Origin of the sequence: Halosolutus amylolyticus, from assembly GCF_023566055.1 — an archaeon.
GTDB classification, from domain to species: Archaea; Halobacteriota; Halobacteria; order Halobacteriales; family Natrialbaceae; genus Halosolutus; species Halosolutus amylolyticus.
Genome location: NZ_JALIQP010000003.1, coordinates 446769 through 473602, shown reverse-complemented (window position 1 = coordinate 473602; position 26834 = coordinate 446769). Strand labels below are relative to the sequence as shown.

General features: G+C 67.3%; 27 protein-coding genes. 14 read left to right on the top strand and 13 right to left on the bottom strand.

What is annotated here, in order from left to right:
• Window positions 1-106 precede the first annotated feature (106 nt).
• Together MUN73_RS14815 and MUN73_RS14810 are read left to right on the top strand one after the other, a co-directional pair.
• Complete coding sequence (locus tag MUN73_RS14815) at window positions 107-1129, top strand: Gfo/Idh/MocA family protein (protein ID WP_250141271.1); 1023 nt, start codon at window positions 107-109, stop codon at window positions 1127-1129.
• A gap of 39 nt (window positions 1130-1168) precedes the next feature.
• Window positions 1169-1636, top strand: a complete 468-nt coding sequence (locus MUN73_RS14810; RefSeq protein WP_250141270.1) for a pyridoxamine 5'-phosphate oxidase family protein — start codon at window positions 1169-1171, stop codon at window positions 1634-1636.
• A gap of 25 nt (window positions 1637-1661) precedes the next feature.
• Here MUN73_RS14810 and MUN73_RS14805 read toward each other — a convergent pair whose 3' ends face one another.
• Window positions 1662-2111 carry a response regulator gene (locus tag MUN73_RS14805; protein WP_250141269.1) on the bottom strand — a complete coding sequence of 150 codons (450 nt, stop codon included), beginning with the start codon at window positions 2109-2111 and terminating at the stop codon, window positions 1662-1664.
• A 187-nt stretch (window positions 2112-2298) separates the two neighbouring features.
• Between MUN73_RS14805 and MUN73_RS14800 the strand changes: the two genes are divergently transcribed.
• Complete coding sequence (locus MUN73_RS14800) at window positions 2299-5040, top strand: PAS domain S-box protein (protein ID WP_250141268.1); 2742 nt, start codon at window positions 2299-2301, stop codon at window positions 5038-5040.
• 127 nt (window positions 5041-5167) lie between these two features.
• Here MUN73_RS14800 and MUN73_RS14795 read toward each other — a convergent pair whose 3' ends face one another.
• From MUN73_RS14795 to MUN73_RS14780, 4 genes are all read right to left on the bottom strand, one after another.
• Entirely contained in the window at window positions 5168-6466 is a 1299-nt protein-coding gene (locus MUN73_RS14795; protein ID WP_250141267.1) for an LVIVD repeat-containing protein, read from the bottom strand.
• Between the two features lie 13 nt (window positions 6467-6479).
• The gene (locus MUN73_RS14790; RefSeq protein ID WP_250141266.1) at window positions 6480-7736 is read right to left on the bottom strand and encodes an LVIVD repeat-containing protein; all 1257 of its coding nucleotides are present in this window, start codon (window positions 7734-7736) and stop codon (window positions 6480-6482) included.
• Window positions 7737-7949: 213 nt separating this feature from the next.
• The gene (locus MUN73_RS14785) at window positions 7950-8723 is read right to left on the bottom strand and encodes an ABC transporter permease (RefSeq protein WP_250141265.1); all 774 of its coding nucleotides are present in this window, start codon (window positions 8721-8723) and stop codon (window positions 7950-7952) included.
• Window positions 8720-9667 carry an ABC transporter ATP-binding protein gene (locus MUN73_RS14780; RefSeq protein WP_250141264.1) on the bottom strand — a complete coding sequence of 316 codons (948 nt, stop codon included), beginning with the start codon at window positions 9665-9667 and terminating at the stop codon, window positions 8720-8722. The genes MUN73_RS14785 and MUN73_RS14780 overlap by 4 nt, the downstream gene beginning before the upstream one ends.
• Before the next feature lie 122 nt (window positions 9668-9789).
• Here MUN73_RS14780 and MUN73_RS14775 point away from each other — a divergent pair, with 122 nt between their 5' ends.
• Entirely contained in the window at window positions 9790-10746 is a 957-nt protein-coding gene (locus MUN73_RS14775; protein ID WP_250141263.1) for a TIGR03557 family F420-dependent LLM class oxidoreductase, read from the top strand.
• 62 nt (window positions 10747-10808) lie between these two features.
• Here the strand turns inward: MUN73_RS14775 and MUN73_RS14770 are convergent, their stop codons facing one another.
• Complete coding sequence (locus tag MUN73_RS14770) at window positions 10809-11132, bottom strand: HalOD1 output domain-containing protein (protein WP_250141262.1); 324 nt, start codon at window positions 11130-11132, stop codon at window positions 10809-10811.
• Between the two features lie 105 nt (window positions 11133-11237).
• On the opposite strand from MUN73_RS14770, the gene MUN73_RS14765 reads away from it, so the two are divergent.
• From MUN73_RS14765 to MUN73_RS14750, 4 genes are all read left to right on the top strand, one after another.
• The gene (locus MUN73_RS14765) at window positions 11238-11417 is read left to right on the top strand and encodes a hypothetical protein (protein WP_250141261.1); all 180 of its coding nucleotides are present in this window, start codon (window positions 11238-11240) and stop codon (window positions 11415-11417) included.
• Window positions 11418-11431: 14 nt separating this feature from the next.
• Window positions 11432-11845, top strand: a complete 414-nt coding sequence (locus MUN73_RS14760; protein ID WP_321575766.1) for a PIN domain-containing protein — start codon at window positions 11432-11434, stop codon at window positions 11843-11845.
• 27 nt (window positions 11846-11872) lie between these two features.
• Complete coding sequence (locus MUN73_RS14755) at window positions 11873-13501, top strand: potassium channel family protein (RefSeq protein ID WP_250141259.1); 1629 nt, start codon at window positions 11873-11875, stop codon at window positions 13499-13501.
• Between the two features lie 117 nt (window positions 13502-13618).
• Window positions 13619-15241: a potassium channel family protein gene (locus MUN73_RS14750; RefSeq protein ID WP_250141258.1), complete on the top strand. Its 1623-nt coding sequence runs from the start codon at window positions 13619-13621 to the stop codon at window positions 15239-15241.
• A gap of 50 nt (window positions 15242-15291) precedes the next feature.
• Here MUN73_RS14750 and MUN73_RS14745 read toward each other — a convergent pair whose 3' ends face one another.
• Both MUN73_RS14745 and MUN73_RS14740 read right to left on the bottom strand, forming a co-directional pair.
• On the bottom strand, window positions 15292-15936 hold the full coding sequence (locus MUN73_RS14745; RefSeq protein WP_250141257.1) for a DsbA family protein: 645 nt from the start codon (window positions 15934-15936) through the stop codon (window positions 15292-15294).
• A gap of 67 nt (window positions 15937-16003) precedes the next feature.
• Window positions 16004-17437, bottom strand: a complete 1434-nt coding sequence (locus tag MUN73_RS14740) for a heme o synthase (protein ID WP_250141256.1) — start codon at window positions 17435-17437, stop codon at window positions 16004-16006.
• A gap of 169 nt (window positions 17438-17606) precedes the next feature.
• Between MUN73_RS14740 and MUN73_RS14735 the strand changes: the two genes are divergently transcribed.
• Window positions 17607-17900, top strand: a complete 294-nt coding sequence (locus MUN73_RS14735) for a hypothetical protein (protein WP_250141255.1) — start codon at window positions 17607-17609, stop codon at window positions 17898-17900.
• 43 nt (window positions 17901-17943) lie between these two features.
• Here the strand turns inward: MUN73_RS14735 and MUN73_RS14730 are convergent, their stop codons facing one another.
• The gene (locus tag MUN73_RS14730; protein ID WP_250141254.1) at window positions 17944-18240 is read right to left on the bottom strand and encodes a DUF7111 family protein; all 297 of its coding nucleotides are present in this window, start codon (window positions 18238-18240) and stop codon (window positions 17944-17946) included.
• Window positions 18241-18381: 141 nt separating this feature from the next.
• On the opposite strand from MUN73_RS14730, the gene MUN73_RS14725 reads away from it, so the two are divergent.
• Both MUN73_RS14725 and MUN73_RS14720 read left to right on the top strand, forming a co-directional pair.
• On the top strand, window positions 18382-19284 hold the full coding sequence (locus tag MUN73_RS14725; RefSeq protein WP_250141253.1) for a DUF3267 domain-containing protein: 903 nt from the start codon (window positions 18382-18384) through the stop codon (window positions 19282-19284).
• Window positions 19285-19348: 64 nt separating this feature from the next.
• Complete coding sequence (locus MUN73_RS14720) at window positions 19349-19639, top strand: PadR family transcriptional regulator (RefSeq protein WP_250141252.1); 291 nt, start codon at window positions 19349-19351, stop codon at window positions 19637-19639.
• Between the two features lie 25 nt (window positions 19640-19664).
• On the opposite strand, the gene MUN73_RS14715 is transcribed toward MUN73_RS14720, so the two are convergent.
• Window positions 19665-20810, bottom strand: a complete 1146-nt coding sequence (locus MUN73_RS14715; RefSeq protein WP_250141251.1) for an acyl-CoA dehydrogenase — start codon at window positions 20808-20810, stop codon at window positions 19665-19667.
• A gap of 220 nt (window positions 20811-21030) precedes the next feature.
• Here MUN73_RS14715 and MUN73_RS14710 point away from each other — a divergent pair, with 220 nt between their 5' ends.
• Both MUN73_RS14710 and MUN73_RS14705 read left to right on the top strand, forming a co-directional pair.
• On the top strand, window positions 21031-22077 hold the full coding sequence (locus tag MUN73_RS14710) for a phytoene/squalene synthase family protein (RefSeq protein ID WP_250141250.1): 1047 nt from the start codon (window positions 21031-21033) through the stop codon (window positions 22075-22077).
• A gap of 91 nt (window positions 22078-22168) precedes the next feature.
• Entirely contained in the window at window positions 22169-22660 is a 492-nt protein-coding gene (locus MUN73_RS14705) for a zinc ribbon domain-containing protein (RefSeq protein WP_250141249.1), read from the top strand.
• A gap of 70 nt (window positions 22661-22730) precedes the next feature.
• On the opposite strand, the gene MUN73_RS14700 is transcribed toward MUN73_RS14705, so the two are convergent.
• On the bottom strand, window positions 22731-23942 hold the full coding sequence (locus MUN73_RS14700) for a hypothetical protein (RefSeq protein WP_250141248.1): 1212 nt from the start codon (window positions 23940-23942) through the stop codon (window positions 22731-22733).
• Between the two features lie 85 nt (window positions 23943-24027).
• On the bottom strand, window positions 24028-24882 hold the full coding sequence (locus MUN73_RS14695; protein ID WP_250141247.1) for a 3-hydroxyacyl-CoA dehydrogenase family protein: 855 nt from the start codon (window positions 24880-24882) through the stop codon (window positions 24028-24030).
• A 119-nt stretch (window positions 24883-25001) separates the two neighbouring features.
• On the opposite strand from MUN73_RS14695, the gene MUN73_RS14690 reads away from it, so the two are divergent.
• Window positions 25002-25985: an ornithine cyclodeaminase family protein gene (locus MUN73_RS14690; RefSeq protein ID WP_250141246.1), complete on the top strand. Its 984-nt coding sequence runs from the start codon at window positions 25002-25004 to the stop codon at window positions 25983-25985.
• 21 nt (window positions 25986-26006) lie between these two features.
• Here MUN73_RS14690 and MUN73_RS14685 read toward each other — a convergent pair whose 3' ends face one another.
• Window positions 26007-26729 (bottom strand): helix-turn-helix domain-containing protein, encoded by a 723-nt coding sequence (locus MUN73_RS14685; protein WP_250141245.1) that lies wholly within the window; start codon window positions 26727-26729, stop codon window positions 26007-26009.
• Between the last annotated feature and the right edge of the window lie 105 nt (window positions 26730-26834).

Genomic DNA, 26834 nt, shown 5'->3' with positions numbered 1-26834 from the left:
ACTCACCCCGGACGGATCGGCAACGAAGACCGTACTGGCGACGCGAATGTCACGTCACGCGATCGGTTGGCAAGCGCTTTTCCGCCCGGACGTGGCCTCAGCGTGTATGCAGTTCGGTGCAGCGGCGATCGGTATCGGCGGCCTCGGCCAGCTCGAACTCGAGATCCTGGCCGGACTCGACGGCGTGGACGTGGTCGCCGGGGTCGACGTCTCGGCCGACGCGCGATCGGTGTTCGAGAGCGAGTTCGACGCGCCCGCTTACGCCGAGACGGGAGAGATGCTCGCGGCCCACGGCGACGAGGTCGACGTCGCCCTGATCGTCACGCCGCACACGCTCCACTACGACCAGGCGCGGGCCTGTCTCGCGGCCGACGTTCACGTTTATCTGGAGAAGCCGATGGTGACCGACGTCGCGGACGCCGTCGACCTAATCGAGCGAGCCGATCGGAACGATCTCGTGATCCAGATCGGCTACCAGCGCCACTTCCACCCGGGGTTTACGGAGATCAAACGGATCGTCGACAGCGGCCGGATCGGGGAGATCCACGCCGTGAACGCCGCCATCGGCCAGAACTGGATCGACCTCCACGAGGGGACCTGGCGGGTCGACACGTCACTCTCCGGCGGCGGCCAGCTCTACGACACCGGCTCGCACCTGCTCGATGCGATCCTCTGGCTCACCGACGCAGAGCCGACGCACGTCTCGGCGACGATCGAGTACGCGAGCCCCGGCGTGGACGTCAACAGTTCGCTCTCCGTGGAACTCGACCGGGACGGCCAGCGGGTGCTGGGCGGCGTGACGATCAGCGGCAAGGGGGTCGAACTCGCGCCGTTCGAGGGGTACACGATCTGGGGGACGAACGGTCGGGTCACCTTCGACGGCGAGCGAATCCGCCTCGCGGAGCGCGACGCGGCGGTCTACGAGAGCGTCATCGAAGCCCAGACCGACTTCGCGTCGCTCACGACGTCCAAACTCCAGAACTTTCTCGACTCGATCGAGGGCACAGCCGAACCGGAGGTTCCGGCGACCGTGGGCCTGTCCGTCACCGCGCTGACGGAGGCCGCCTACGAGGCGGCCGACACCGGTCGGCGCGTGGACGTCCAGGAACTGATCGACGACGCGACCTGACGGCCCGCGTTTATGCCCCTCGAGGCCGATAGCTCCTGTATGAACGTCCGCGGCCCCCTCTCGACCGACGAGATTCGCTCGTTTCTCGCGGAAGCGACGATTCCGGTCCGCCTGGCCTGTCAGACGCCGTCGGGTACCCTCTGGATGGTCTCGCTGTGGTACCGCTGCCGATCGGCCGGTGACGACGCCGCCGACTGGGTCCTCCAGTGTGCGACGGGAACCGACGCGGACGTCGTCGCGTTTCTTCGCGAGCACGAGGGCGTCGCGTTCGAGATATCGTCGAACCACCCGCCGTACAGGGGCGTCCGCGGTCGTGGCACGGCCGCGATCGAGCCCGATCCCGAGAAGGAGACGCTTCGAGACCTCCTCGAGCGCTACCTCGGCGGCACGGACTCGCCGCTGGCCCGGAACCTCCTCCGCGAGGATCGCGAGGAGGTGACGATCACGATCGACCCGGCCGTCGTCTCGACCTGGGACTACACCGATCGGATGGGAAGAGACGAGTAGGCCGGAGGTCGAGGCGGGATCGTCCTTACGTCGGTGCGGGGTGCTGGGCCGACTCGATCCAGAACCGTTCGATCGCGCGGGCGATCGAACTGAACTCGTCGGGGCTGGTCGGCTTGGTGAGGTACGCGTTCGCGGCGCGTTCGTAGCTCCTGGCGATGTCCGCCTCGTCGGCCGAACTCGACAGAACGAGCACCGGCGGTGGCGGCCCCTCGATGTCGCGTTCGAGCACTTCGAGAATCGTAAAGCCGTCCACCCGCGGGAGGTTCAGGTCCAGGAGGATCATGTCGGGACAGGATCGCGAGTCGTCCCGCTGGCACCGGTGGAGGAACTCCAGCGCCTCGTCACCGTCGGTGGCGGTGCAAAAGCGTATCTCGCTGTCGGTCGATTTGAACGCCTCCCGCGTGAGGCGGACGTCGCCCGGGTTGTCTTCGACGAGGAGGATGTCGATCGGCTCGGACGGGGTATGGGCGGTCATGGTGCTCACGAGGAATTCGGGGACCTAGCGGTGTAAGGGCGCCCCCTAATTACGTGGTGTCGATCGATCCGGTCGCTGTGGGGGCGGGCTCCGGAGTCGGCGCGTCCAGCGGGTCCTGTGAGCCGATCGTGATTCTGTGGTTTTCAATGCAAGCCTTTACGGCCGGTCGCGGATTAGCGCAGCCGAGATGAATCCCTCCTCCGATCCCGAATCGGACCGCCACGACCACGTTCGCCAGCAACGGGTCGTGGCCGACCTCGGCGACCGAGTGCTCGAGGATCCCGATCTCGATCGGCTCTTCCGGGACGCGACGGAAGCCGTACGGACGACCCTGGGAACGGACACCTGCAAACTCCTCGAGTTGCTGCCCGGGGACGATCGCTTCCTGCTTCGGGACGGCTGCGGGTGGGATGACGACGTCGTCGGCTCGGAGACGGTTTCGGCCACGCGCGACTCGCAGGCCGGCTACACGCTCGGGGTGGCGGATCCGGTCGTCGTCGACGACCTCCGTACCGAGGAACGGTTCGACGCGCCGGACCTGCTTCTCGAACACGAGATCGTCAGCGGCGTCAGTTGCATCGTCGGTCCGACCGACGACCCGTGGGGCGTCCTCGGAACCCACGCGACCGTGCCGCGGGAATTCGACGAGGGGGACGCGGCGTTCGTCCGAAACGTGGCGAACGTTCTCGCGTCGGCGATCCGGAACGGCCGCGAGACCCGCCGACACGACGAGGAGGCCGCCCTCGCGGATACGATCGTCGAGACGAGTCCGATCGGGATCACGATCGTCGACGTCGACGGCGAACTGCGATTCGCCAACGACCGGGCAGAGGAGATTTTCGGCCGGAAGCAAGCGCAAATCGGTAACCTCCGGTACGACGATCCGGAGTGGGACGAGGTGGGTCCGGACGGCGAACCGCTGGCGGCGGAGGAGTTGCCCTTCCCGAAGGTCGTCGAGACCGGGGAGCCGGTGTTCGACCAGGTGACCGGCGTCCTGCGGCCCGACGGCGAGCGGGTCTGGGTATCGATCAACGGGGCCCCGGTTCGGGACTGCGACGGGGAACTCGACGCCGTCGTCTTCGCGCTCGAGGACGTCACGGACCGGTTCGACCGGGAACGGGACCTCGAGCGCTACGAGACCATCGTCGAGACGGCCCACGACGGCATCTACGTGCTGGACGAGGAGCGCCGCTTCGAACTGGTCAACGACTCGTTCGCGGCACTGACGGGGTTCGGCCGCGACGAACTGCACGGAACCCACGCGTCAGTCGTGTTCGGCGAAGCGTTCGCGTCCATCGAGGCCGACCAGACCGACGTGGCCACCTCGCGGAGGAGCCCGACGTTCGAGGAATCGATCGTCGTGGGGTCGGACGGGACCGACACCCGGACGGTCGAAAACCGGTTTACGATCCAGTCCACGGAGGACGGAACCAGACGGATCGGGGTGGTCCGCGACGTCACCGAGCGCAAGGAGATGGAGGCGAAGCTTCGCGAGAGCGAAGAGCGGTTCCGAACGCTCAGCGAGCACTTAGAGGAGGTCGTCTGGATGACCACCGACGATCCGGCATCGCTGACCTACATCAACCCGGCCTACGAGGAGGTCTGGGGACTCGATCGCGACTCGCTGTACGACGACGCGCTCTCGTTTCTCGAGGTCGTCCATCCCGACGACCGCGAACGGGTCCGGGAGGCGTACACCGGTCTTCCCGAGGCGGAGTACGACGAGGAGTTCCGGATCGAGAGACCGGACGGCGAAAGACGGTGGATACACGCCCGGGCGACACCCGTCCGCGGCGAGGACGGCACCGTCGATCGGATCGTCGGCATCGACACCGACGTCACCCGGCGCAAAGAGCGCGAGCGGGCCCTAGAGGAGAGCGAACAGCGCTACCAGACGGTGCTCGAACACTTCCCGAACGGGACGATCGCCCTGTTCGACGAGGACCTCCGGTACAGCCTCGTCGGCGGACAGGCGCTCGGGGAGATCGATCTCGACGCCAGCGAGGTGGTCGGCGCGACGATCGAGGAGTTCTCCCCCGACGAGATCGCCCCGACGCTCGAATCGGCGTGTCGTGGCGCACTCGAGGGAACCACGACTCAGGTCGACGTCGCGTTCCGCGAACGGGACTGGACCGTCCACGCGGTCCCCGTGCGAGACACCGACGGCGAGGTGTTCGCCGGGATGCTCATGGCCCAGGACGTCACCGAGCGCAAGGAGTACCAGCGACGGCTCGAGGAGTCGAACGAGCGACTCGAGCAGTTCGCCTACGTGGCCTCCCACGACCTGCAAGAGCCCCTGCGGATGGTCTCGAGCTACCTCGGACTCGTCCAGGATCGGTACGGCGACGAGTTGGACGAGGAGGGCCGGGAGTTCATCGAGTTCGCCGTCGACGGCGCCGACCGCATGCGCGAGATGATCGACGGCCTGCTCGAATTCTCCCGGGTCGAGACGCGGGGCGACCCGCTCGAACCGATCGAACTGGACGACAGCTTCGCCAACGCCCGCCGCGATCTGCAACTCCAGATCGAGGAGCACGACGCCGAGATCACGGCCGAACCGCTCCCGCGCGTCGTGGGCGACGGCAACCAGTTGCGCCAGGTCTTCCAGAACCTGCTCTCGAACGCGATCGAGTACTCGGGAGACGAACCGCCGCGGATCGACGTTTCGGCCCACCGCGAGGGCAGCGAGTGGGTGATCTCGGTCGAGGACGACGGAATCGGGATCGATCCCGCGGATACCGATCGCATTTTCGACGTCTTCGAGCGCCTGCACGCCGTCGACGAGGGGTCCGGCAGCGGCATCGGACTCGCACTCTGTGAGCGCATCGTCGAGCGCCACGGCGGCGAGGTCTGGGTCGAGTCCGAACCAGGCGAGGGTTCGAGGTTTTCGTTCACGCTCCCGGCAGCCGATGGGGTCGACGAAACCTGACCCGGCCGGGAGCCAGCACACCGGTGTCCGAGACGCGAGGCGCGATCGGCCGCACCGCGCCAGTATCAGGTCGTCGGGACCCGGCGTTCGGCGCAGTCGTGATCCGACTTCCGCCACTCCGGTTTCGCTACGTCCCGTCCCCCGTCGTGGAGACGTCGATGCCCGGATCTTCCGGCGGTCCGTCCCCATCGAATCCCGGCGACCGCGCCCGACCGCGATCGTCGTGGAGGACGACGAGACCGCCACCGATATCGCTGGCGAGCGTGAACCCGCGCTCGCGAACTGCGGCCCAGAAGGACGTGTCGTCGGTCCGGTAGGAGGCGAGTTTCTCGGGATCGGACGGGTCAGTGACGTCGTGGACCTGGACGCCGCCGTCGTACCACGAGGTGTGAAGACGGTTCGCGGTCACGTCGAAGTTGTGCGACGTCCGGAAGGCGTCGGCATCCGGCGGCGAGACGAACCCCACCTGCTCGACGTCGTCCCAGTCGCGGGTGTCGAAGATCCGGACGCCGCCGTAGGTATCGTTCTCGGGTTCCTCGAACGCGTTCGGGAACGTCTCGTCGCCGACGTAGGTGTAGTCGCCATCAGGCGAGGGCTGGACGTAGTGGGCGTTGCCGGGATTCGTGAGGTACCGCTCGTAAGGGAAGTCATCTCCCATCGGCGTGTCCGCCTCGGGTGCCTCGCCGAACTGACTGACCAGCTGCGGGTCGCTCGGATCGCTCGCGTCCAGCACGACGACGCCAGCGTCCCAGAACGCGTTGTACACCAGGTCGTCCTGGACGTAGATATCGTGGTTTGGATTGACGCCGGCAGCAGCGAATCCCGGTAATTCGTCGCGCAACCGCCAGATTGCCGCTAATTCGGGGTTCGACGGATCGCTGATATCGACGATCTCCACGCCGGTGTAATCGAACGGCGTCTCGCGGGAATCGCCCACCGTCAAATACGCGTGGCCCTCGTAGAGGAAGCAGTTGTGGACACCCGTCGAGTCGACGTCGTCGTAGAACGCCAACTCCTGGGGGTTCGCCGGATCGCTCACGTCGACCGTCGTGATGCCCGTCCCGCCGTTGTGCGCCATCGCGGCGACGTCGCCGTCGACCTTCACGTCGAGGATACCGCCGACGCTTCCCTCGTCGTCGCCGCCGATCTCGTGGGGTGGCGACGCCTCGATCTTCGCCACCAGTTCTGGCCGCCGCGGGTTGCGCCAGTCGACGACGGCCATTCCGTCGGTGGTCGCCACGTACGCGTAGTTCTGCTGTGTGACCAGTTCACGGGCGTCGCCGACGGCCTGCTCGCTGAACAGTCGTAACTGATCGTCGCTCCCATCCGACGGCGCGGCGCTCGCCACTCCGACGCTACCGATCGCGCCGACAGCTGCGAGCGATTCGAGAACGGTTCGTCGTGACAGTGTTGGCTCTCGTACCATCGTTGGTCACCTCTCAGTATCCCTCGAATTCGAAGACGTAGAACCCGGTCGTGGCGTCGGAGACGTAGACGCGCCCGCTGTCTCCCGCGAGCGAGCTTTCCGCACCCCAGGTGAACGGGACGTTGTCAACCAGCCCTAACCGTTCGGGGTCTTCTCGGCGAACCTCACCGACGCCCTCGGTCGGCATGTACTGGTCGATTCGTACGGGGTCTTCGGGATCCGAACAGTCGAACACCTGGACGCCGGCCTTGTAGTCGCCGCTGAACAGGACGTCCTCCTGGTCGCCGACGCCCCAGTCCGAGAAGTGCCCCGTCCACCAGAACACCGTTTCGGAGGTCTGGGTAGCGTGCTGCGGGAACTGGAACGACGACAGTAGTTCGGTCTCGCCGTCCTCGAGGTCGTACTCGATGATGTGCTTGTAGCCGGGTTCGCCCGTTCCGATCTCTTCGCCCAGCAGGACGATGTCCCTCGATGGGTGCGGGACCGCGTGATGGGCGTGCCCGAGGTGCATTTCGGTCTCGTCCTGGTGTTCCTCGTAAAGGAACGCGGCAGCCAGTTCAGGGTTCTCGGGATCGCTCAGGTCGAGGATCTCCAGGCCGGTGTCCCGACTTGCGATGTACGCGTAGTCGCCCTGGACGTGCGCGGCGTGCGCGCCGTCCTCGCCGGCCGGGTAGACCGACAGCCTCTCGGGCTCTGTAGGATCGGTGATGTCGAAGACGACGATCCCGAGTCCGTGGCCCGCCGTGATGAGGTACTCATCCTTGAAGGCCTGGACGTTGTGGACGCCGCTGGTCGCGCCCTCGATGGTGTTGTGGGAGACGAGTTCGGGATCGTGCTTGTCGCTCGCGTCGACGATGGACCATCCGGCGCCCTCGCCGTCCTCGTCGACCGATCCCTCGTTGGCGGTGAACACCCACGGTTCCGACGGATGGATGTCCGAGTTCCGGATGTCCCCACCCGGACCGGTTTCGATCGTCGCGGTCATTTCCGGGTTAGCGGGATCCGAAATGTCGATGATACGTAATTCGGGATCGACTGCGATGAACGACCCCACTGCCGCGAGGTCGTGCGCCTCACTGACGGCGCCGTGGGTATTCGCGCCGTCTCGCGCGCCGAGCGTGGTGTGTCCGACCAGTTCCAGTCGCGCACTACGATCGCCTTCTCCCGCAGTTGCACTCGCCGCGGAACTCACCGCACCGAGACCGATCGCGGTCGCACCGAACGCCTTCAGTACTGTTCGCCGGTTCGTACGGTCACGTTGTCGAGACATTTCGGATGTGACGTATTTCATCACGTGATAAGTATACGACCAGCACGTTCGATAGATGCAACAGTCCAGAAATTATATGAACTGTTCAAATACGTTCTAGATAGTTTACTGCAGATTACATTATCGTATTACATGTTGAAACGTGATGCCCCGCGTTCGAAAAACGACGCGGCTTCTGCTGTTCGATTCGAAAAATCGGTACAGCAGACCCTATCAGTCCGTCCGCGGGATCGATCGGGCTCCGAGCGCGAACGCGACGACGGCCAGCCCCGAGAGGATCGCGAGGTTCGCCAGCGCGGGATCGAGGCCGGCGACCGCCAGGGCACCGGCGTCGGGGGAAGTCACGGACCGGACGCCGCGGGCGAAGTAGGTGAGCGGCGAGAGGTTCACCAGCGGCTCGAACCAGCCGGGTAACTGGTCGAGCGCGATGAACGTCTCCGAGAGGAAGAGCAGGGGGAGGCCGATCGCGTTGCTGGCGGCGACGGCCCCGTCCTGGGAGTCGGTGTAGCTCCCGAGCATGGCGCCAACGCCGTTGAAACAGACGACGCCGACGAGGACGTAGGGGACGAGAAGCGGCGAGAAGACGATCTCGGCGCCCGTCAGCACGATCACTAGCCCGAGGATGAGCAGGCTCGCGAGGCCGATGATGATGGCGTTGACGACGGTCTGGGCGAGCAGCCACTCGGCCCGCGTCAGCGGCGTCGTCGCGAGTTTCTCGAAGCGGTTCCCCTCGCGGTGGCGCGCCACCTCGCTGCCCATGCGCGACAGCGGCGTGAAGAGGACGACGACGGCGAGGTAGCCGGGGACGTAATACGCCGGCGGCTCCGTAAAGAGCCCCTCGCCCGTCGGATCGGTCCGGACGAGCGCGCCGAAGATGACGATCAGGATCACCGGGAAGAAGAACGTGAAGAAGACCGCCGTCCGGCGACGGACGAACGATCGCCAGCCGGCTCCGGTCTCGGCCCCGACGCGGCCCAGTCGGGTCACGCCGTCTCACCCGCTTTCGCGAGTCCGGCGGCAGTGCCGATTCGATCGGTCCGTGCGCGTTCGGCGTCGTCGGCCAGCGCGAGGTAGACGTCCTCGAGATCGGGTTCGGCCCACGTCAGGCCGGTGTAGGCCACGCCGCGATCGTCGAGGACGTCGACGACGGCCCCGATCTCGGCGGGGTCGACGTCGCGGACGACGAGCGCGCCGTCGCAGGCGTCGACCGGGAACGCGAGGTCCTCGAGCGCCGACGGGTCGGCCGACGTCTCGACCGTGAGTCGACTCGATCCGCCGTGCTCGCGGACGAGCGCCCCGGGCGTCCCCTGCGCGACGAGCGATCCGTCGGCGAGCAGTCCGACCCGATCGGCGAGTCGCTCGGCCTCGGCCATGTCGTGGGTGGTGAGGACGACGGTCGTCCCGCCGGCGGCCAGGTCTTCGATCAGTTCCCAGATGGTCCGTCTGCCGGCGGGGTCGATCCCCGTCGTCGGTTCGTCGAGAAAGCAGACGTCGGGGTCGTTGATCAGCGTCGCGCCGACGCAGACCCGGCGCTTTTGGCCGCCCGAGAGGTTCTCGTACCACGTGTCGCCGGCGTCGGCGAGGCCGACGTCAGCCAGCACCGCGTCGGGATCGCGGGCCTCGTCGTAGAGGCCGGCGTAGTAGGCGAGTAACTCGCGGGCGCTCAGCCGGTCCGGCGGCGAGAACGCCTGGGGGAGCACGCCGAGCCGGTGCCGATCGACGGTCGTCGGCGACTCGCCGAGAACCCGCACGGTTCCGTCGTCGGGGTCCGTCGTCCCGGTCAGGGCCCGAACGAGGGTCGTTTTCCCCGCCCCGTTCGGCCCGATCAGCCCGAACACTTCGCCGGATTCGACCGAGAGGGAGGCTCCGGACAGCGCGATCGTCTCGCCGTAGGTTTTCCGAACGTCGTCCGCCTCGACCACGGCTTCCATACGGGCCGGTAGCCACGCGTGGCGGGTAAGGGGTTCGATTCCGTCGGTCGGCCGACCGCCCGGTCGCGTGACTGCCGTCGCAGGGCCAACCATTAGGCCGCCGATCGTCGTCCGATCATCCCATGGTCGAACTCGGCTACACCCTCTCGAGCGAAGAGCACGGACCGAAGACCCTCGTCGAGAACGCCCGCCACGCCGAGGAGGTCGGCTTCGACTTCGTCTCCATCTCCGATCACTTCCACCCGTGGGTCTCCGCACAGGGCGAGTCGCCGTTCGTCTGGTCGACGCTCGGCGGGATCGCGACGACGACCGACGAGATCGACGTCGGCGTCGGGGTCACGTGCCCGACGATGCGCATTCACCCGGTCAACGTCGCCCACGCCGTCGCCACGGTCGACGAGATGCTCGACGACCGGTTCACCTTCGGCGTCGGGACCGGCGAGAACTTAAACGAGCACGTCACGGGTCAGCGGTGGCCGGAGCACGACGTCCGTCTCGAGATGCTGGACGAAGCGATGGACGTCATGCGCCGGCTCTGGACCGGCGAGACGACGAGCCACCACGGCGAGTACTACACGGTCGAGAACGCCCGACTCTACACGGTCCCCGACGAACAGCCGACGACGATCGCGAGCGCGTTCGGTCCCCAGACCGCCGAGTGGACCGCCGAGAACGCCGACGGGCTCTGGTGTTCCGGCCCGAAGGAGGAACCGATCGAGGCCTACGAGGACGCCGGCGGCGACGGGCCGACGTACACGCAACTCCACGGCTGCTACGCCGAGACTGAAAAAGAGGCGATCGACACGGTCTACGAGTACTGGCCCAACGGCTCGATCCCGGGCGAACTCGGCCAGGAACTCCCGACGCCGGCTCACTTCGAGCAGGCCGCCCAGCTGGTCGAGAAGGAGGATATCGCCGAGGCCGGCACGACCACCAGCCCGGATCCGCAGGCCCACATCGACAGCATCCAGCAGGCGATCGACGCCGGCTACGATCACGTCTACGTCCACCAGATCGGCCCCGAGCAGGAACTCGCGCTCGAGTTCTACGAGGAGGAGGTGCTGCCGTCGTTCCGGTGATCGAGGCCGAGCAGTTCGGCCGTCGCTCACGCGTCCGAGGCGATACGCTCGCGATTCCTGCGTCACGCGTCCCGTCGGACGACGACCCGACCGTCGTCGGCGACGTCGACCGCGTACGTGTACCCGTTCGTGACCTCGAACGAGACGACGACGTCTCCGTCCCCCGTCCCGTCCGCGAGGAGCGTGTCGAGCGCGTTCGGGTCGACGTGCTCGTACAACACGAACCCGAGTTCGGTCGGCGCGTCGATCGGGTCGACGTCGGTCAGGGCACAGATCGCGTGGATCACGGCGATGCTCGCCGGCGTTTCGGCGTCGTACTCGTAGGTACAGACGTGCGTCTCGCCCCCGGCGCCGAAGTCGCGGACTGTCGAATCGGTCGGATCCATCGTCTCAGACGGAATGCCGTGCCCGGAAGACAGTCTCGCGTGCACTCGCAAGCGCAAATCGTGTTGGGAGTACACTTAGGGACGGGCGTGTCGTCTGCGCGATCGATGTACCGGATTCTGAACAGCAACACGAAGACGGTTCACCGAGGAATCGATTCGAACGAGACGGCGTGTGGCTCGCTCACCCACGTCCCGTCGTCACGAACGCAAGTCGTCTCCGACGAAGAACTCGGGACCGACGTCGACTACTGCGGGAACTGTTTCGAGGGCGAAGGCGGCTACTGAGCGTCGCGTCGGCGGTGGAAACTGCGGACGATCGCGGGACGGCGCGTGTGAGTTCGATTACCGTGATGGAGCTCTGGGACGGCATCCACCTCGCGGAGGCGACCGATCGGGAGCGGGCCGTGGTACGGACCCTCCTGGAGGATCTCCGGGAGGGTCCGTTCGATCGCGACTGTGCGACCACCGCCGGGCAGATCGACGCGACGCTCCGGCGCGACGGGACGACGATCGAGGATGCCGACGTGATGATCGCTGCGACGGCTCTCGTTCACGACGTTCCGGTGGTGACGGACGACGTGGACCACTTCGAACGGATAGACGGGCTCGAGGTCCTGACGTACTGGCCGAATCTGGTCGATCGACGCGGCTCGACGTGTGGACGCGCAGTCGGCGGGACGCGATTCCGAGCCGTCGTCGAACCGCCAGGTTAGATACGCTCCAGTGTCTATACGGGAACGATGAATACGTGGTGGCGACGCATCGGGATTTCGCTCGTCCCCGTATTCGGGCTCGTCCTCTTCTACGCCGTCCTCTACCAGTGGGGGATGGCGACGTTCGAGGGGACGGACCGATCGCTGGTCAAGTCGATACAGATCGTCGTCGAGATCCTGACGACCGCCGGGTTCGGGGGCGATACGGATTCCTGGACGAGTGCGCCCATGAACCTCATCGTGATCCTGATGAATCTCAGCGGGGTGTTGCTCGTCTTCCTCGCCTTGCCGCTGGTCGTCGTCCCGCTCTTCAAACAGGCGCTCGCGACGCAACCGCCGGAGTCGACCGACCTCACCGACCACGTCATCATCTGTTCGCACACCGAACGCGAAGACGTACTCCGGAACGAACTCGAGGCCGCGGGCGTCCCGTCCGTCTTCATCGACGACGATCGGGAGACGGTGATGGACCTCGTCGACGACGGTATCGACGCGATGCTCGGCGACCCGGAGCAAGAGCAGACCCTCCGGGCCGCGAACGTCGACGACGCCCGCGCCCTGGTGATCGACGTCTCCGACGAGGCCAATCCCGAAGTGATCCTCACGGCACGGGAACTCCGCGACGACGTCAGGATCATCAGCGTCGCGGAGGATCGGGAGGTCGCAACCTACCACCGCTATGCCGGCGCGAACGACGTCGTTCGGCCGCGACACCTGCTCGGACACAGCCTCGCAGGAAAAGCCACGATATCGGTGACCGCAGAACTCCAGGAGACGATCGAACTCGGCGACCAACTCGAGATCGCCGAACTCCTCGTCGAGCGCGACAGCGATCTCGCCGGCCGGACGATCGCCGAGTCGAGCATGCGCGATCGGCTGGGCGTCAACGTGATCGGGGCGTGGTTCGACGGCGAATTCCAGCCGGCACCGAACCCCGAGACGGTCATCGACGGAAATACGATCCTGCTCGTCGCCGGCTCTCACGAGACGCTCACGGAACTGACCTCGCGAACGATCTCCCCGTCCGGCGACGGCTCCTATCGCGTGGTCGTCGCCGGCTACGGCGAAGTCGGGCGCACCGTCAGCGAAACGCTCGACGACGCCGACGTCCCGCACACGGTTATCGACAGCGACGACCAGGCGGACGTCGACGTCGTCGGGAACGTCACGGACCCGGACGCGCTCGCCACTGCCGGCGTCGAGAACGCCCGATCGATCGTGCTCGCGCTCGACGACGACACGGCGGCGATCTACGCCACGCTCGTCCTCGAGAAGGTCGCCCCCGACACCGAGGTGATCGCACGGGCCAACGAGACCGAAAGCGTCCGGAAGCTCTACCGGGCGGGCGCCGAATACGTCCTCGCGCTGTCGACGGTGACGGGCCGAATGCTCTCCTCGGTGTTACTCGAGGACGAAGAGGTCCTGACGCCGGAGACGCAGTTCGAGATCGTCCGCATGACGGCGCCGGAACTCGCCGGACAGAGCCTGGGCGAGGCCGACGTTCGTGCGCGACTCGGGTGTACGGTCGTCGCCGCCGAACGGGGCGGGGAGTTACTGACCACCCTCGGGCCCGAGTTCACCATCCGGGAAGACGACACACTCATCGTCGCCGGGAGCGACGAGACGGTCAACCGGTTCATCGAGGTCGCGCGGTGAGGGGCCAACGGCTCCCGGAACGGGTGTCGACGGATCGGATCCTGGCCAGGCGGTCCGTACCGGGCGGCGCCGTCGCTGTCGAAAATGGTTCATAAACGGGGAGATCAATACTCGTATATGGAGCGCTGGCAACGGCGGGCGGCCAAGACGATCGGCGGGATTCTGGTCCTCATTTTCCTGACGTCGATCCTGTATCACTACCTCATGGTCGCCGTCGAGGGCCGATCGGCGGGTTACTTCCACCACTCGCAGGTCGTCGTCGAGACCGTCACGGGAACGGGGTACGGCTCCGACTCGCCGTGGGACTCGCCCCTCTCGAACCTGTTCGTGATGGCGATGGACCTCGGCACCTTCCTGATCCTGTTTATCGTCCTGCCTTACGTCTTCCAGCCGATCCTCGAGGAGACGCTCTCTCCCGACGTTCCACGGACCACGGATCTGACCGACCACGTCGTCGTCTGTGGCTACTCGCCGCGGGGCGATCGGCTCGTCGACGAGTTCGAGGCGCGCGGCGTCGACTACGTCGTCGTCGCCGAGGACGAGGCGGAAGCGCTGGAACTGGACGAGGCCGGCGTGTCGGTAGTCCACGGGGACCCCACGGCCGTCGAGACGCTCTATCGGGCGCGGATCGACGAGGCCGCGTCGGTCGTGATCGACACCGCCGACGAGATCGCAGCGAGCGTCGTGCTCGCAGTCAGGGAACGCTCCGAGACGGTCCGGATCGCCGTCATGAGCAGGGACCTCACGTTCGAGCGGCCGATGCGGTACGCCGGGGCCGATGCCGTCGTGACGCCGCGTCACCTGCTCGGACAGCGAATCGCCGAACGGATCCAGACGGAACTCGACCCGCGGCTGAGCGACGTGACGAGTCTCGGCGAGGACTTCTCCCTCGTCGAGGTAACGGTCTTCGAGGAGAGTCCGATCTGCGGCCAGACGCTGGCCGAGACGGACATCCTCGAGTCGGAGGACGTCTCGCTCGCCGGCCTCTGGACGGACGGCGAGTTCGTCAGTTCCCCGTCGCCGGACCTCGAGATCGACGAGAACACCGTGTTGCTCCTCGCCGGGAGCGAGGCCCAACTGAAAGCCCTCGAGGCTCGGACTGCCCCCGCCCGTCCCGAGGAATCACGCGTCGTCGTGGCCGGCTACGGCGAGGTCGGCTCGACGGTCCGGGAGCGACTCCGATCGGCCGACATCGATTGCACGGTCATCGACGTCGAGGACGACGAGGACGTCGACGTCGTGGGCGACGTGACGCGCGAATCGGTACTCAGGCAGGCGGACCTCGAGACGGCGACCGCGTACGTCGTCACGATCGGGGACGATGACGAGGCGATCCTCTCGGTCCTCGTCGCCCGCGAACTCGCCGCCGACCTCGACATCGTCGTCCGGGTGAACGACTCGGAAAACGAGAGCAAGGTCCGGCGGGCCGGCGGCGACTACGTCCTCAGCCTCCCCGACATCAGCGGCCGACTGCTCGCGCTCGACGTCCTCCGCGAAGAGATCCTCTCTTACGATCGGCAGCTACAGGTGGTCCGATTCGACGCCGACGACCTCGCGGGGCAGTCGCTCGCAGACACCGAGATTCCGGAGACCGACTGTATCCTCGTCGGCGTCGAGCGATCGGGCGAGATCGTCACGGACGTCCCGTCGGAGTTCGTGTTCGAACCCGACGATAGCCTCCTGCTCGCGGGCGACGACGAGGCGATCGACGCGTTCGAGTCGGCGTCCGAACTGACCTGACGCCTCGGGCGGGCCAGCCGTCGGTCGCCGGCCCCAGTCACCCGCGACAGCTACGCGGCGTCCCGGACGCGCTCGACGATCGCGTCGGCGTCGAACGGGTCGTCGACCTCGTCCCCGTCGACCAGGACCGTCGGCGTCTCGGCAACCCCGTGGTCGTCACCGCGTTGCCAGTCGGCCGCAAGCGTTGGATAGTACGTCCCCGCGTCGAGGGCGTCGCGAACGACGGCCGCCTCGACGTCGGTCTCGTCGGCAGCGATCGCCGCCAGGCCGTCGTCGCTCAGGTCGTCGGCCTCGATCACGGCCAGTTTGTACGTGAAGAACTCGCCGGCCGGGTCGTCCTCCGTTCTCGTCTCCGCCTGGACCGCCCGCGCGGCGTTGGCCATCGCGATCGACCGATCGCCGGCCGGCAGCGGGAAGTCGCGGTGGCGGTAGGTCGCCTCGTCGGCATCGAGGAGACGATTTTCGAGGTCGGGCAGGACGTCCTCGTGGAAGTCGTGACAGTGCGGGCAGGCGAAGTCCACGTACGCGTCGATCGGAACGGGCCCGGAGCCGATCGACGGGGCCGGGAGCTGGTCGGGGTCCGGATCGGTCCCTTCGAGTTCGTCGGGGAGCGACGCCTCGAAGAGCGCCGTACAGCCGGCGATCGAGAGGGTCGTGCCGGTGGCGGCCGCGGTCAGAAACGAACGGCGGTGCATCGGCTGGGGGTACGAACTGGATACTGTTAGGGATGCGGATTCCGGCGCGCGACGGGGCGGTCCCCGGTCAGAACACCGGGCCCGAGAGGGCGAGCGCGTCGACGAGTATCGCGACGAGGATCGCTCCGAGGAAGGCGTTCGAGGCGTGGAACGCCCGGAACGCCGCGGCCTCGGTGCGCTCGAAGTGGAGGCGGACGGCGGCCCAGAGGAAGATCCCGCCGAAGACCGCGACCGTCCCGGCGTACAGCGCGCCGAGGTCGGTGAGCCAGGCGAGTGCGATCGTCCCCACGAGCGTGGCCGCGATGTAGTAGACGATGTGTTTCCGGGTCTCGGTCTCCCCGCGAACGACGGGCATCATCGGGAAGCCGCCGCGAGCGTAGTCGTCCTTGTACGCCAGCGCGAGGTTGTAGAAGTGCGCCGGCGTCCAGAGGAAGATGACGCCCGCGAGCGCGAGCGCCGGGAGACCGATCTCGTTGGTGACCGCCGCCCAGCCGATCAGCGCGGGCAACGCACCGGCGAAGCCGCCGATGACCGTGTTCTGGACCGTGTTCGGCTTGAGGAGGAGCGTGTAGACGACGCTGTAGAAGACGATCGCGGCGAACCCGAGCGCCGCCGCGAGCCTGTTGATCGTCAGGAAGACGGTCATCGACGCCGCCGTCAGGAAGAGCCCGAAGAGCAAGGCGTTGCGGACCGGCACGAGGTCGGTCGCCAGCGGCCGATCGGACGTCCGCGACATCTGCCGATCGACGTCGCGCTCGAGGACGTGGTTGAACGTCCCCGAGGCCCCGATCGCGAGCACGCCGCCGCCGAGCGTGGCGACGATCGTGGCGGCGTCGAGCGCTGGGCCCGCGGCGAGGGCCATCCCCGCGGCGGCGACGAGACAGAGGAGCCACATCAGCCGGGGCTTCATCATTTTGAAGTACGCGAAGGCGGTCAGCCGGGCGCGGGCGAGCCGTCCCGTGGGAAGCGTGCGCTCGGCCGCCGCATCGGCCGGTTCCGCGATCGGCTCCGGCTGTTCGATGACGTCGTCCTCCTGACCGGTCTCGAGTTCGAGATCCCACGCGAGCGCGAGGACGACGGCCGTGAAGATCACGAGGCCGAGCGCGAGGTGCAGTCCCGGCGCGATCGCGGCGGGACCGACCGTCGCCGTCACGGCACCGACGCCGACCTGGACGACGTAGAGGAACGCCCCCGCGAGCAGGGTCGTCCGGACGCGGCGGGAGACGTCGCCAAGCGCGGCGGTGAACGCCGTCGCCGCGACCAGCAGGCCGACGAGGACGGCGGTGATCCGGTGGCCCCACGCGATCGCGAGTTCCGTCTGGCTGAGCGGATCGGTCGGCGCGTGACAGGTCGGCCACGTCGAACACGCAGACGCCGCGTTCGTCAGCGACGTCGTCGCCCCCACGATCAACAGGAGGTAGACGCCGATCGCGGTCGTCGCGAGCAGCGCTGAAAACCGTCGGTGCGTGCCGATCGGACGGGGGAACGACTCGGTTGTCACGGCTGTTCTCGTCTGGATTCTTCGGCTCCGGCTATTTATTCGTCTCGCTTTTGGCCCCCGTCGGCGGCCTGTCTCGCGGCGAGATCCAATCGACGGGGCCGTCTCGCAGCGAGCGACCGTCGCCCCAACACACATAGTTGCGGTTCCCGTTCGTCAGGGTACCGTGTCGATGGGTGATCCCGAGACTGCCCCAACAGCGTCTTCCCCGGTCCCGACGACGGACCCTGGTTCCGAACCGGCCGAGCGGTGTCCGTACTGCGGGCAGCCGTTCCGGGACCGTCGCCTGCGACGGCTCCACTGCGGCCGCACGCACCCAGATCGGCTCGCCGATCGCGAGCGCGCCGCCTTCGAACGGGCCGTCCGCGAGGAGCGCACCGCGATGCGACGCTTCCGCCTCCAGGTCCTCGGCGGCATCGTCCTGCTGTACTTCGGCTTCTTGCTCACGTACGCGATCGTCGCGTGATGACCCGGACGATCCTCCCGGTTTCGCTCGAGGCGCGGCGACGTCACATCCCCATATCTTCGGCGGCCGGCGGCACCGGGAGGTCGTGCGGCGAGACTCCCAGCAACTCGCCGGCATGATCGAGCGCCATGTCGAACCCGTAGTAGCGCTCGAGTTCGTCGCCGTCCGCGGTCGGGCGAACCTTCAGCATCGCGTAGCCCTCGACGTTCTGGGCGATCGCGGCGGTCCCGCTGGCACGCGTCGACTCGTCGGTCGATCGGAACTCGAGGAGCCGCTCCGTCGCCGTCTCCTCGTAGGTCGCCCGGATCCCGTTCGCCTCAGCGGTCTGGTCGTCGCTCATGACAGACAGTCCGGAATCGAACACCGGGAAGCTGTCGGTTTCGGCAGCCGGGAACGCGACGGGCGACCAGCGGCCGGGGCGGGGCCGGACGGATCGACCGACACCGATACGACTTTTTCCGAACCCTCGAGAGTGTCTGGCGTGACAGCGACGGAGTCCGACGCGGCACCGGAGCCGCGGCCGATCGCGACCTTTCGCCCCACGCGGTCGATCGCAGCCCGGACGATCGCCGTCTCGGTGGTCGCGTTCTTCGGCTTCGCGTACGCGTTCGGCCGGCTTCGCGGGGCGATCCGCGGCGAGCCGTTCGAACCGGTCGTGGTCCCCGCGGTCGCGCCCTCGGCGGTCCTCGATCGGCTCGTCGTCGCGCTCGCCCTGGTTGCGCTCGTCGTCGTCCTGCACGAACTCCTCCACGGCCTGTTCATGGCCCGGTACGGTGGGACGCCCTCCTTCGGGGTCGGGGTCTCGACGTTCCTCCTGCCGTACGCCTACGCCGCGACGGGCGGGACGAGCTACACGCGAAACCAGCTGCTCGTCGCCCTGCTCGCCCCGTTCGTCTGCATCACGGCCGCCGGGATCGCCGCGATGGCGATCCTCTCGTCCACGCTCCTCGTCGTCGTCCTCGCGGCGAACGCCGCCGGATCGGTGGGCGACCTCCGCATGGCCGCCGCGCTGGCCCGGTATCCGGCGACCGTCCGGGTTGCCGAACTTCCCCGCGCCGACGCACAGGGGATCGCCATCTACGGCGCTCCCGACGCGGCCGGCGATCGCGGCCCCCGCTGGGACGCGCTCGCGTCGATCGTTACTGGGACCGTCGGCACCCTCGTCCTGGGTACGGCGACGCTGGGCGCGCTGGTCTTTCACGCCCTCGCCGTCGGCACCGGGGACGTGGTCGTCGGCGGCGACGGCTGGGTGCTCTTCCGCCACGAACTGCGGCCGGACGGCACCGCCCGCCTCGAACTCGGGGCCCGACTCCTGCTCGCCGTGGCGATCGCCGGGGGTCTCGCGTGGGCGGCGATCGATCGGGTACGTCGGTTCCTCGTCTGACGATCGGCTGCCCGACGCGGTCGGAACCGGAACCTTCGAGCGGGTGCCGTGCGGACGTCGACCCATGGCGAAGTGGCTCCGGAGCGGCCGGCGACGCGACATCTGCGTCCTGCTCGCGGCCGGCGGCGAGATGCGCGGCCAGCAGCTGAAGTCCGACCTCGAATCGCACTACGACGATCGGCTCGAGCCCAAGTCGTTCTACGGGTCGCTGTCGGCGCTGGTCGACGCGGGATTCGTCGAGAAGCGCACCGAGGGGATTCACGACGTCTACGCGCTGACCGACGCCGGCGAGCGGCGGGTCCGAGAGCACTACGAGTGGATGCGATCGCGCCTCGAAGCGGAGGAACGCCGATAAGAAGACCGCAGTCGGGACTGACCGGTTACTCGTCGAGCAGTTGATCGCCGATCGTGTTCCGGAGCACTTCGCTCGTGCCCTCGTAGATCTCGTTGAGTTTGGCGTCGCGGTAGAACCGCTCGGCGGCGAAGTCCTTGGTGTAGCCGTAGCCGCCGTGGATCTGGATGCCCTCGTTGGCGACCTCGCGGCTCACTTCGGAGGCGTAGAGTTTGGCCTGGGCGGCGTCTTTGATGTAGTTCTCGCCGCGGATCTTCTTGTCGGCGGCCTTGTGCATCAGCAGCTTGGCGGCCTGGATCTTCGTGTCCATGTCGGCCAGTTTGTGCTTGATCGACTGGAACTCGCCGATCGGCTGGCCGAACTGCTCGCGCTCGTTCGCGTAGTCGCGAGCCTCCTCGAAGGCGGCGCGGGCGATGCCGACGCCGCGGGCGGCGATCGTAATGCGGCCGCCGTTCAGGGTCTTCAGCGCGTGGACGAACCCATCGCCCTCCTCGCCCAGCAGGCGATCCTCGGGAAGCCGGAGGTCGTCGAACCGGAGTTCGGCCGTCGGACAGCCCTTGTCGCCGAGTTTCTCCTCGGTGCCCTCGACGTAGAAGCCGTCGTCCTCCTCGGGCCGGACGACGAAGGAGGAGATGCCCTTGTTCCCCGCGTCGGGGTCGGTCTTCGCGAACAGCGTGACGGTGTCGGCTTCGGAGCCGTTGGAGATCCAGAGTTTGCCGCCGTTGACGACGTACTCGTCGCCGTCCTGCTCCGCGGTGGTCTCCATCGCCGGGACGTCGCTCCCCGCACCCGCCTCCGAGAGGGCGAACGCGCCGACGTCCTCGCCGGCCGCGAGCGGCGTCAGGTACTCCTCCTTCTGGGACTCGTCGCCGAACTCGTAGAGCATGTTGCCCGCCAGCGACGTGTGGGCGGCGACGATCGTCCCCAGGCCGCCCGACCCGCGCGAGATCTCCTCGAGTCCGATCGCGTAGGAGTGGTAGTCGAGGCCGGCGCCGCCGTACTCCTCGGGGAATGGCATGCCCATCAGCCCGAGGTCGGCCATCTCGCTCACCAGGTCGTGGGGGAACTCGTCGTCGTGATCGATCTCGTCCGCGACGGGAACGACCTCCTCGTCGACGAACTCCGACACCATGTCCCTGATCTGCCCTTGCTCGACTGAGAGCGCAAAGTCCATAGCGGGAGTATCGGTCGGTCGGTTCTTTACTGTTTTCGTACGGGTGTCTCGTTGTTCGTCGTGGTGTCGATTTCCGCCGCGCCGCGAGTCCCGTCCCGCCGACGGACCGGGGCCGTCACCGTCGTCGACAGGTCTCGATCGGCCGCTTCTGTCAGCGATCGGAATATCCCGCCGGGACCGCGGCGTTTTTCCGGGATGGGAACAAACCAAACGCGAGTAGATGACCACGGGACAGCACGACGAGACAGCCGACGCCGACTTCGAGTGGTGTTTCGAGGCGGTTCATGGCGTTTCGCGGACTTTTTCGATCACTATCGATCGGCTCGAAGAGCCGATGTCGAGACACATCTGTCTGGGGTATCTCCTCTGCCGGGTTGCAGACACCATCGAGGACGCGGGTCACATTCCGCCGGAGACGCAGGCAGCCCTGTTGAGCGAGTACGATCGGCTGCTCGATCCGGACGCCGACGTGACGGTCGAGGCGTTCATGGACGACGTCGAGCCGTGGATCCCGGACGAGCCGAACGCCGACTGGGAGGTCGTCGCCGAGACGCCGCGGGTCCTCCGGACGTTCGACGCGCTCGAGGACGAACCGCGGGAGATCATGCGCGATCCCGTCCGCGAACTCGTCGGCGGGATGGCGATGTTCACCGATCGGTACGCCGAGGAGGGCGGACTCCGCCTGCAGACGCTCGAGGAACTCGAGGAGTACTGCTGGTACGCCGCCGGCACCGTCGGCAAACTCATCACGGGGCTCGTCGCTCGCGGGGCCTCGCAGGACCGTGCGGACGAACTGCGCACGAACGCGCGATCGTTCGCACTGCTCTTGCAACTGGTCAACATCGCCAAGGACGTCGAGAACGACTATCACGAGGAGAACAACGTCTACCTCCCGGCCGAGTGGCTCGCCGAGGAGGACGTCGACCTGGAAGCCGTCACCGACGAGTCGAACCACAGCGGCGTCACGACCGTGATCAAGCGCGTCACCGGCCGGGCCGAAACGTACCTCGACGACGCCCAGCGCTACCTCGAGATCGTCCCGGAGAGTCACGGCAACCGCCTCTCGGCGTGGGCGATCCCCTACCTGCTCGCGGTCGGGACGATGCGGGAACTCCGCGAACGCCCCGAGGACGTCATCCGGGAGGGCGACGTGAAAGTCTCGCGAGCGGAGGTGTTCGCGCTCCTCCAGCAGTTCGACGACGGCGTCTCGCGATCGAACCTGCAGGACCTGCGCAAGGAGATGGCCGAGAAACCGCTTCACCACTGACGCTGACGATCGCCGCGCGTGGCGACGGACCGACGCGGACGAACGCGGAACGAACCGTAATTTTGACGGCGAGGCCCGGAACAGCAGTGGTATGTACTGTCCGTCGTGTGGCGAGGAGATCCCCGACTCGAGCGTCTACTGCCAGTATTGCGGGGTCGACGTGTCGACACCAGCCGATGACGACGACCCGGGATCGAGCACCGCCGAGTGGGACCGCTCGGAGTCGCGAGCCCGGGACACGGGTACCGATCCGGCCGGGTACGCCACCGGATCGGGGACGGACCCGAAGACGATCGCCGCTCTCACGCACGTCCTGGCGCTGTTCACGTGGGCGATCGGGCCGGCCGTACTCTTGCTCTCGACCGACGACGAGTTCGTCCGCGAAAACTCGCGAAACGCGGTCAACTGGCAACTGTCGTTCGCGATCTACATGCTGGTCTCGATGGTGCTGACGCTCGTCATCGTCGGCGTCTTCACCGCGATCCTCGTCGGGCTACTGGATACGGTGTTCTGTCTCGTCGCGGCGGTCAAAGCCGCGGACGGAGAAGTCTGGGAGTATCCGCTCACGATCGACTTCGTCTGAGCGATAGCTGCTCCGATTGTCCCTCGCCGTTCTCTGCGGGGGATGGCCGAAACGCCGCTCTACAGCTACCCTATCCCGGATCGGACTCGCTTTCGGCCCCGCCGACGCGCCGACCGACGAGCGAGAGCCAGTAGCCGACGACCCCGATGCCGATCGCCCACGGGACGAACAGCAGCCCGGCGAGCGACGGACCGAGCCCGGCCGCGTAGTACGGCGCGAACGCGATCGTCGCCGCGAGCGGTGCCGCGACTGCCAAGAGGCCGAATCGCCACGCGGACTCGTCCCGTTCGAGCGCGTGACCGAGCGGGAGAAACGCCGCCGTCGCGACCCCGAACGTCCCGAGCAGGATCGCCTGGCCCAGCCCGAACGCGAGCCAGCTGACCGCACAGAGCAGGGCGGCCGTGCCGACGGCGACCCCGGCGAGCGTCCGCTGATCGAGGGACCGGTCGAACCGGGTACAGACCCGATCGAGTCCGCGACGGCCAGCGTCACCGACGGTTCGGCCGGCGCCGCCGGCGACGCCCCACCGGCCGCCGCCGAGTCGTCCGGCCGCGACGGTCGCGAGGCCGACGATCGCGATCGGGGCGAGACCCGCGCGGAGCCCGTGTGACAGCACCAGCGGCCCGTAGACGACGCCGGCCGTCCCCCACGAGGCGAGCGTGCCGGAGACGCCGGACGGGCCGTAGGTGACGTACGTCTTCGAGGCGATCCCGTCGTCGCTCGTCCACGTCACCGACCCGTCCTCGACGCGGGCGTTCGGGGGCGAGTTCGTCACCCGCGCCCCGTCGGGTGCGTGAATCGTGACGCGATCGGCCAGGAGGTCGTACCGGTACCGCGTCCCACCGGCGTAGAGATAGTCGAAGACCCAGCCGCCATCGACGCCGGACTCGGCGACGTCAGCGACGGTGTACGCCACGCGGACGGTCCCGTCCTCGATCGAGGCGTCGACGTTCCGGGCGTCGTCGATTGCGACGTCGTAGCGATACCAGCCCTCGTCGACGGCCGCCTCGAGCGCGGTCTGGTTGGTTCGATAGGTCTCGGCGGCGCTCTCGGTGACCGGAACGCGGGCGATCCAGTGGGAATCGCCGTGTTCGTCGACGTGGACGTCGAGCGTTCCGGCGTCGGACGCGCCGTCGATCGAGTCGCAGACGCCACAGACCGACAGCGGCGGATAGGCGCCGACGGCGAGACCGGCACTCGCGACCGGGACGCCGAGTGCGATGAGGACGACGATGCCAAGACGACGGGCACTGCGGCGCGAGGGCGTGTTCGGCGGGGACATATCTCCGACGTTCGCCTCGGAAGAAATAAAGATATTCCAACAGGTGCCAAGGTCGGGACGTGGGGTTCGATCCCGCCGCGGGGCTTCACTCGTATTCGTAGAACCCTGTGCCGGTCTTCTTGCCGAGTTCGCCGGCCTCGACCTTCCGCTTGAGCAGGTAGGCGGGTTTGTACCGATCGCCGAGTTCCTCGTGGAGCGTCTCGGAGGCGTGCAGGCAGATGTCGAGGCCGATGTGGTCGGCCAGCGTCAGCGGCCCCATCGGGACGTTCGTCCCGAGTTCCATCCCGGCGTCGATGTCCTCCTTCGAGGCGACGCCCTCGTCGTAGGCCCGGATGCCCTCGTTGATCCAGGGCATGAGGATGCGGTTGGTGACGAAGCCGGGTTTGTCGTCGGACTCCCAGGTCGTCTTCCCGAGATCCTCGGCGACCTCGTGGGCCAGGTCGACGACCTCGTCGGTGGTCTTCTCCCCGACGACGACCTCGACGCCCTCCATCACCGGCACCGGGTTCATGAAGTGCAGGCCGACGACGCGTTCCGGGCGGTCGATCGCCGACGCGATCGACGTGATCGAGATCGTGCTGGTGTTCGTCGCGAGCACCACGTCGTCGTCGCAGACGCGCTCGAGGTCCTCGAAGACGTCCTGCTTGACCTCGAGATCCTCGAGGGCGGCTTCGACCACGAGGTCGCAGTCGGCGAGCGCCTCGATGCTTGTCGTCCCCTCGATCCGATCGCGGATCGTTTCGGGGTCGTCCTCGAGTGCGTCCCGGCCGGCCAGTCGGCCGAGACTGTCGTCGATCGTGTCGAAACCGTTCTCGACGAACTCGGGTTCGATGTCCCGCATCACCACGTCGTAGCCGTGCGTGGCGGCCACCTGTGCGATTCCGCTCCCCATCGTTCCGGCGCCGACGACGCCGATTCGATCGATCCCGTCGCGTACCATACGCGGCAGTAGTTCGAAGGGTGGCGTAAGTGTGCTGGTTCTGTCACGGCGTCGACTCGCCGCGCCGACGGGTCCCATTAGGGGGTACCGATATGCTACTGGCGGCGGACCACCCGCCTATGGTCACGGTGCTCACTGCAGGGGCGGTCGAGTCGCTGTGTGACGTGGAGACGATCCTCCCGGCCGTCGAGACCGCGCTGGAGGAACAGGCCGCGGGGAGGGTCGAACGACCCGATCGACCGCATTTCCCGGTCGGGACGGGTCTTGAGGGGGACGACCCGCTCGGGACCGGACTGACGATGCCGGCGGCCGTCCACGACGAACCGTACTACGTGACGAAACTCGCGAGCGTCCACGAGGGCAACGAATCGCGGGGCCTCCCGACGATCCAGGCCCAGATCGCGCTCACCGACGCCCGGACCGGGACGCCCGTCGCGTACATGCCTGGAACGCGCGTAACGAACGTCCGAACCGGCTGCGTGGGCGGCCTCGCGGCCAGGGCACTCGCGTCAGAGCCGATTCGACTTGCGGTCATCGGCGCCGGTGTACAGGCGCGCTGGCAGACGCGGGCGATCGCCGCGACGTCGACACTCGACGCGGTGTCGATCTACTCGCCGAGCGACTCGAAGTACGCCTGCGCCGACGACCTTCGGGCGGACGGGATTCCGGCCGATGCGGCGGAGACGGCGGCCGCGGCCGTCTCGGACGCGTCCGTCGTCGTCACGACGACGACCAGTTCGGAGCCCGTCTTCCCGGCCGACGCGACCGACGCGGAACTCGTCGTCGCGATCGGCGCGTACGAGCCCTCGATGCAGGAACTCGAGGCCGACCTCGTCGAGCGCGCCGACCGGGTGTTCGCCGACGTGCCGGAGGAGGCGATCGAGACGGGCGACCTTCGCAGGACGTCGCTGGCGGAGGGAGACCTCCGGCCGCTGGCGGCGGCGTTCACCGGCGATCGGCCGAGTGAGCGCGCGGACGGACTCTCGGTGGTGAAAAGCGTCGGGAGCGCGGTCATGGACCTGACGGCAGCGTCGACGGTCTACGAGCGCGCCGTCGACGAGGGTATCGGGGTCGAGGTCTCGTTCGGAAGCGACGGGCAGTGACCGCGTCGAGGATCGGCGGTGCTATCGGGTCGACTCGAGTTCCGCGTTGAGGATCTTCGCCTCGGCCTTGCGAAGATGTTCGAGGACGGTCGGTTTCGCGATCTCGAGTTCGTCGGCGAGGTCGTCGAGCGACACCGCTCTCGGCCAGCCGTAGTAGCCTCGATCGCAAGCGAGTTCGAGGACCTCCCGCTGGCGGACGGATAGCAGATCGGCGTTCGACTGCGCCGCCGACCGCGATCGGGTGATCTTCTCGATCGAGACGTCCGCGTCCTCCTCCTCGCGTAGCGACGTGAGGTTCTCGTGGAGATCCTCGCGGTTCGGATCGGCGAGAAACAGCGGCCAGTGTTCCTCGCCGTCGTGAACGTGGATCGGCGCGTTGTGGATGAACCCCCGTGAGACGAGCGATTCCGTGATGCTGTTGTCCGGATCGTACTCGACGAAGACGTCCTGGGTCGCGTTCCCGGGCGCGGCGATCGCGTGCGTGAAGTCGTGGCGCCGGTGCATGGCCGTGACCTCGCCCGTCAGCGGCGACTCCTCGATTTCCGCGATGCAGCCTTCGACGGCATCGGTCGTGTCCGCGTAAACGGTGAAGTGGCCGTTCACGGAGCCGTCGACGGACGTGTACACCGTATGGCCGAGCAACCCCGCATCGACGTCTGCGGTGACCGATGTCGTCCAGCAGTTTGGGTGCCAGATGTCGAGCGTGAGACAAACGCCGTCGGTGTCCTGCGGTTCGATACTCATCTACCGCGGCATCTCTTCACAACCGGTATAACGGTTGCTATGCGTTTCTGTCGATCCAGTGATGAAAACGACCGATTTTTCGTCTAACAGGCACCCGATCGCCGG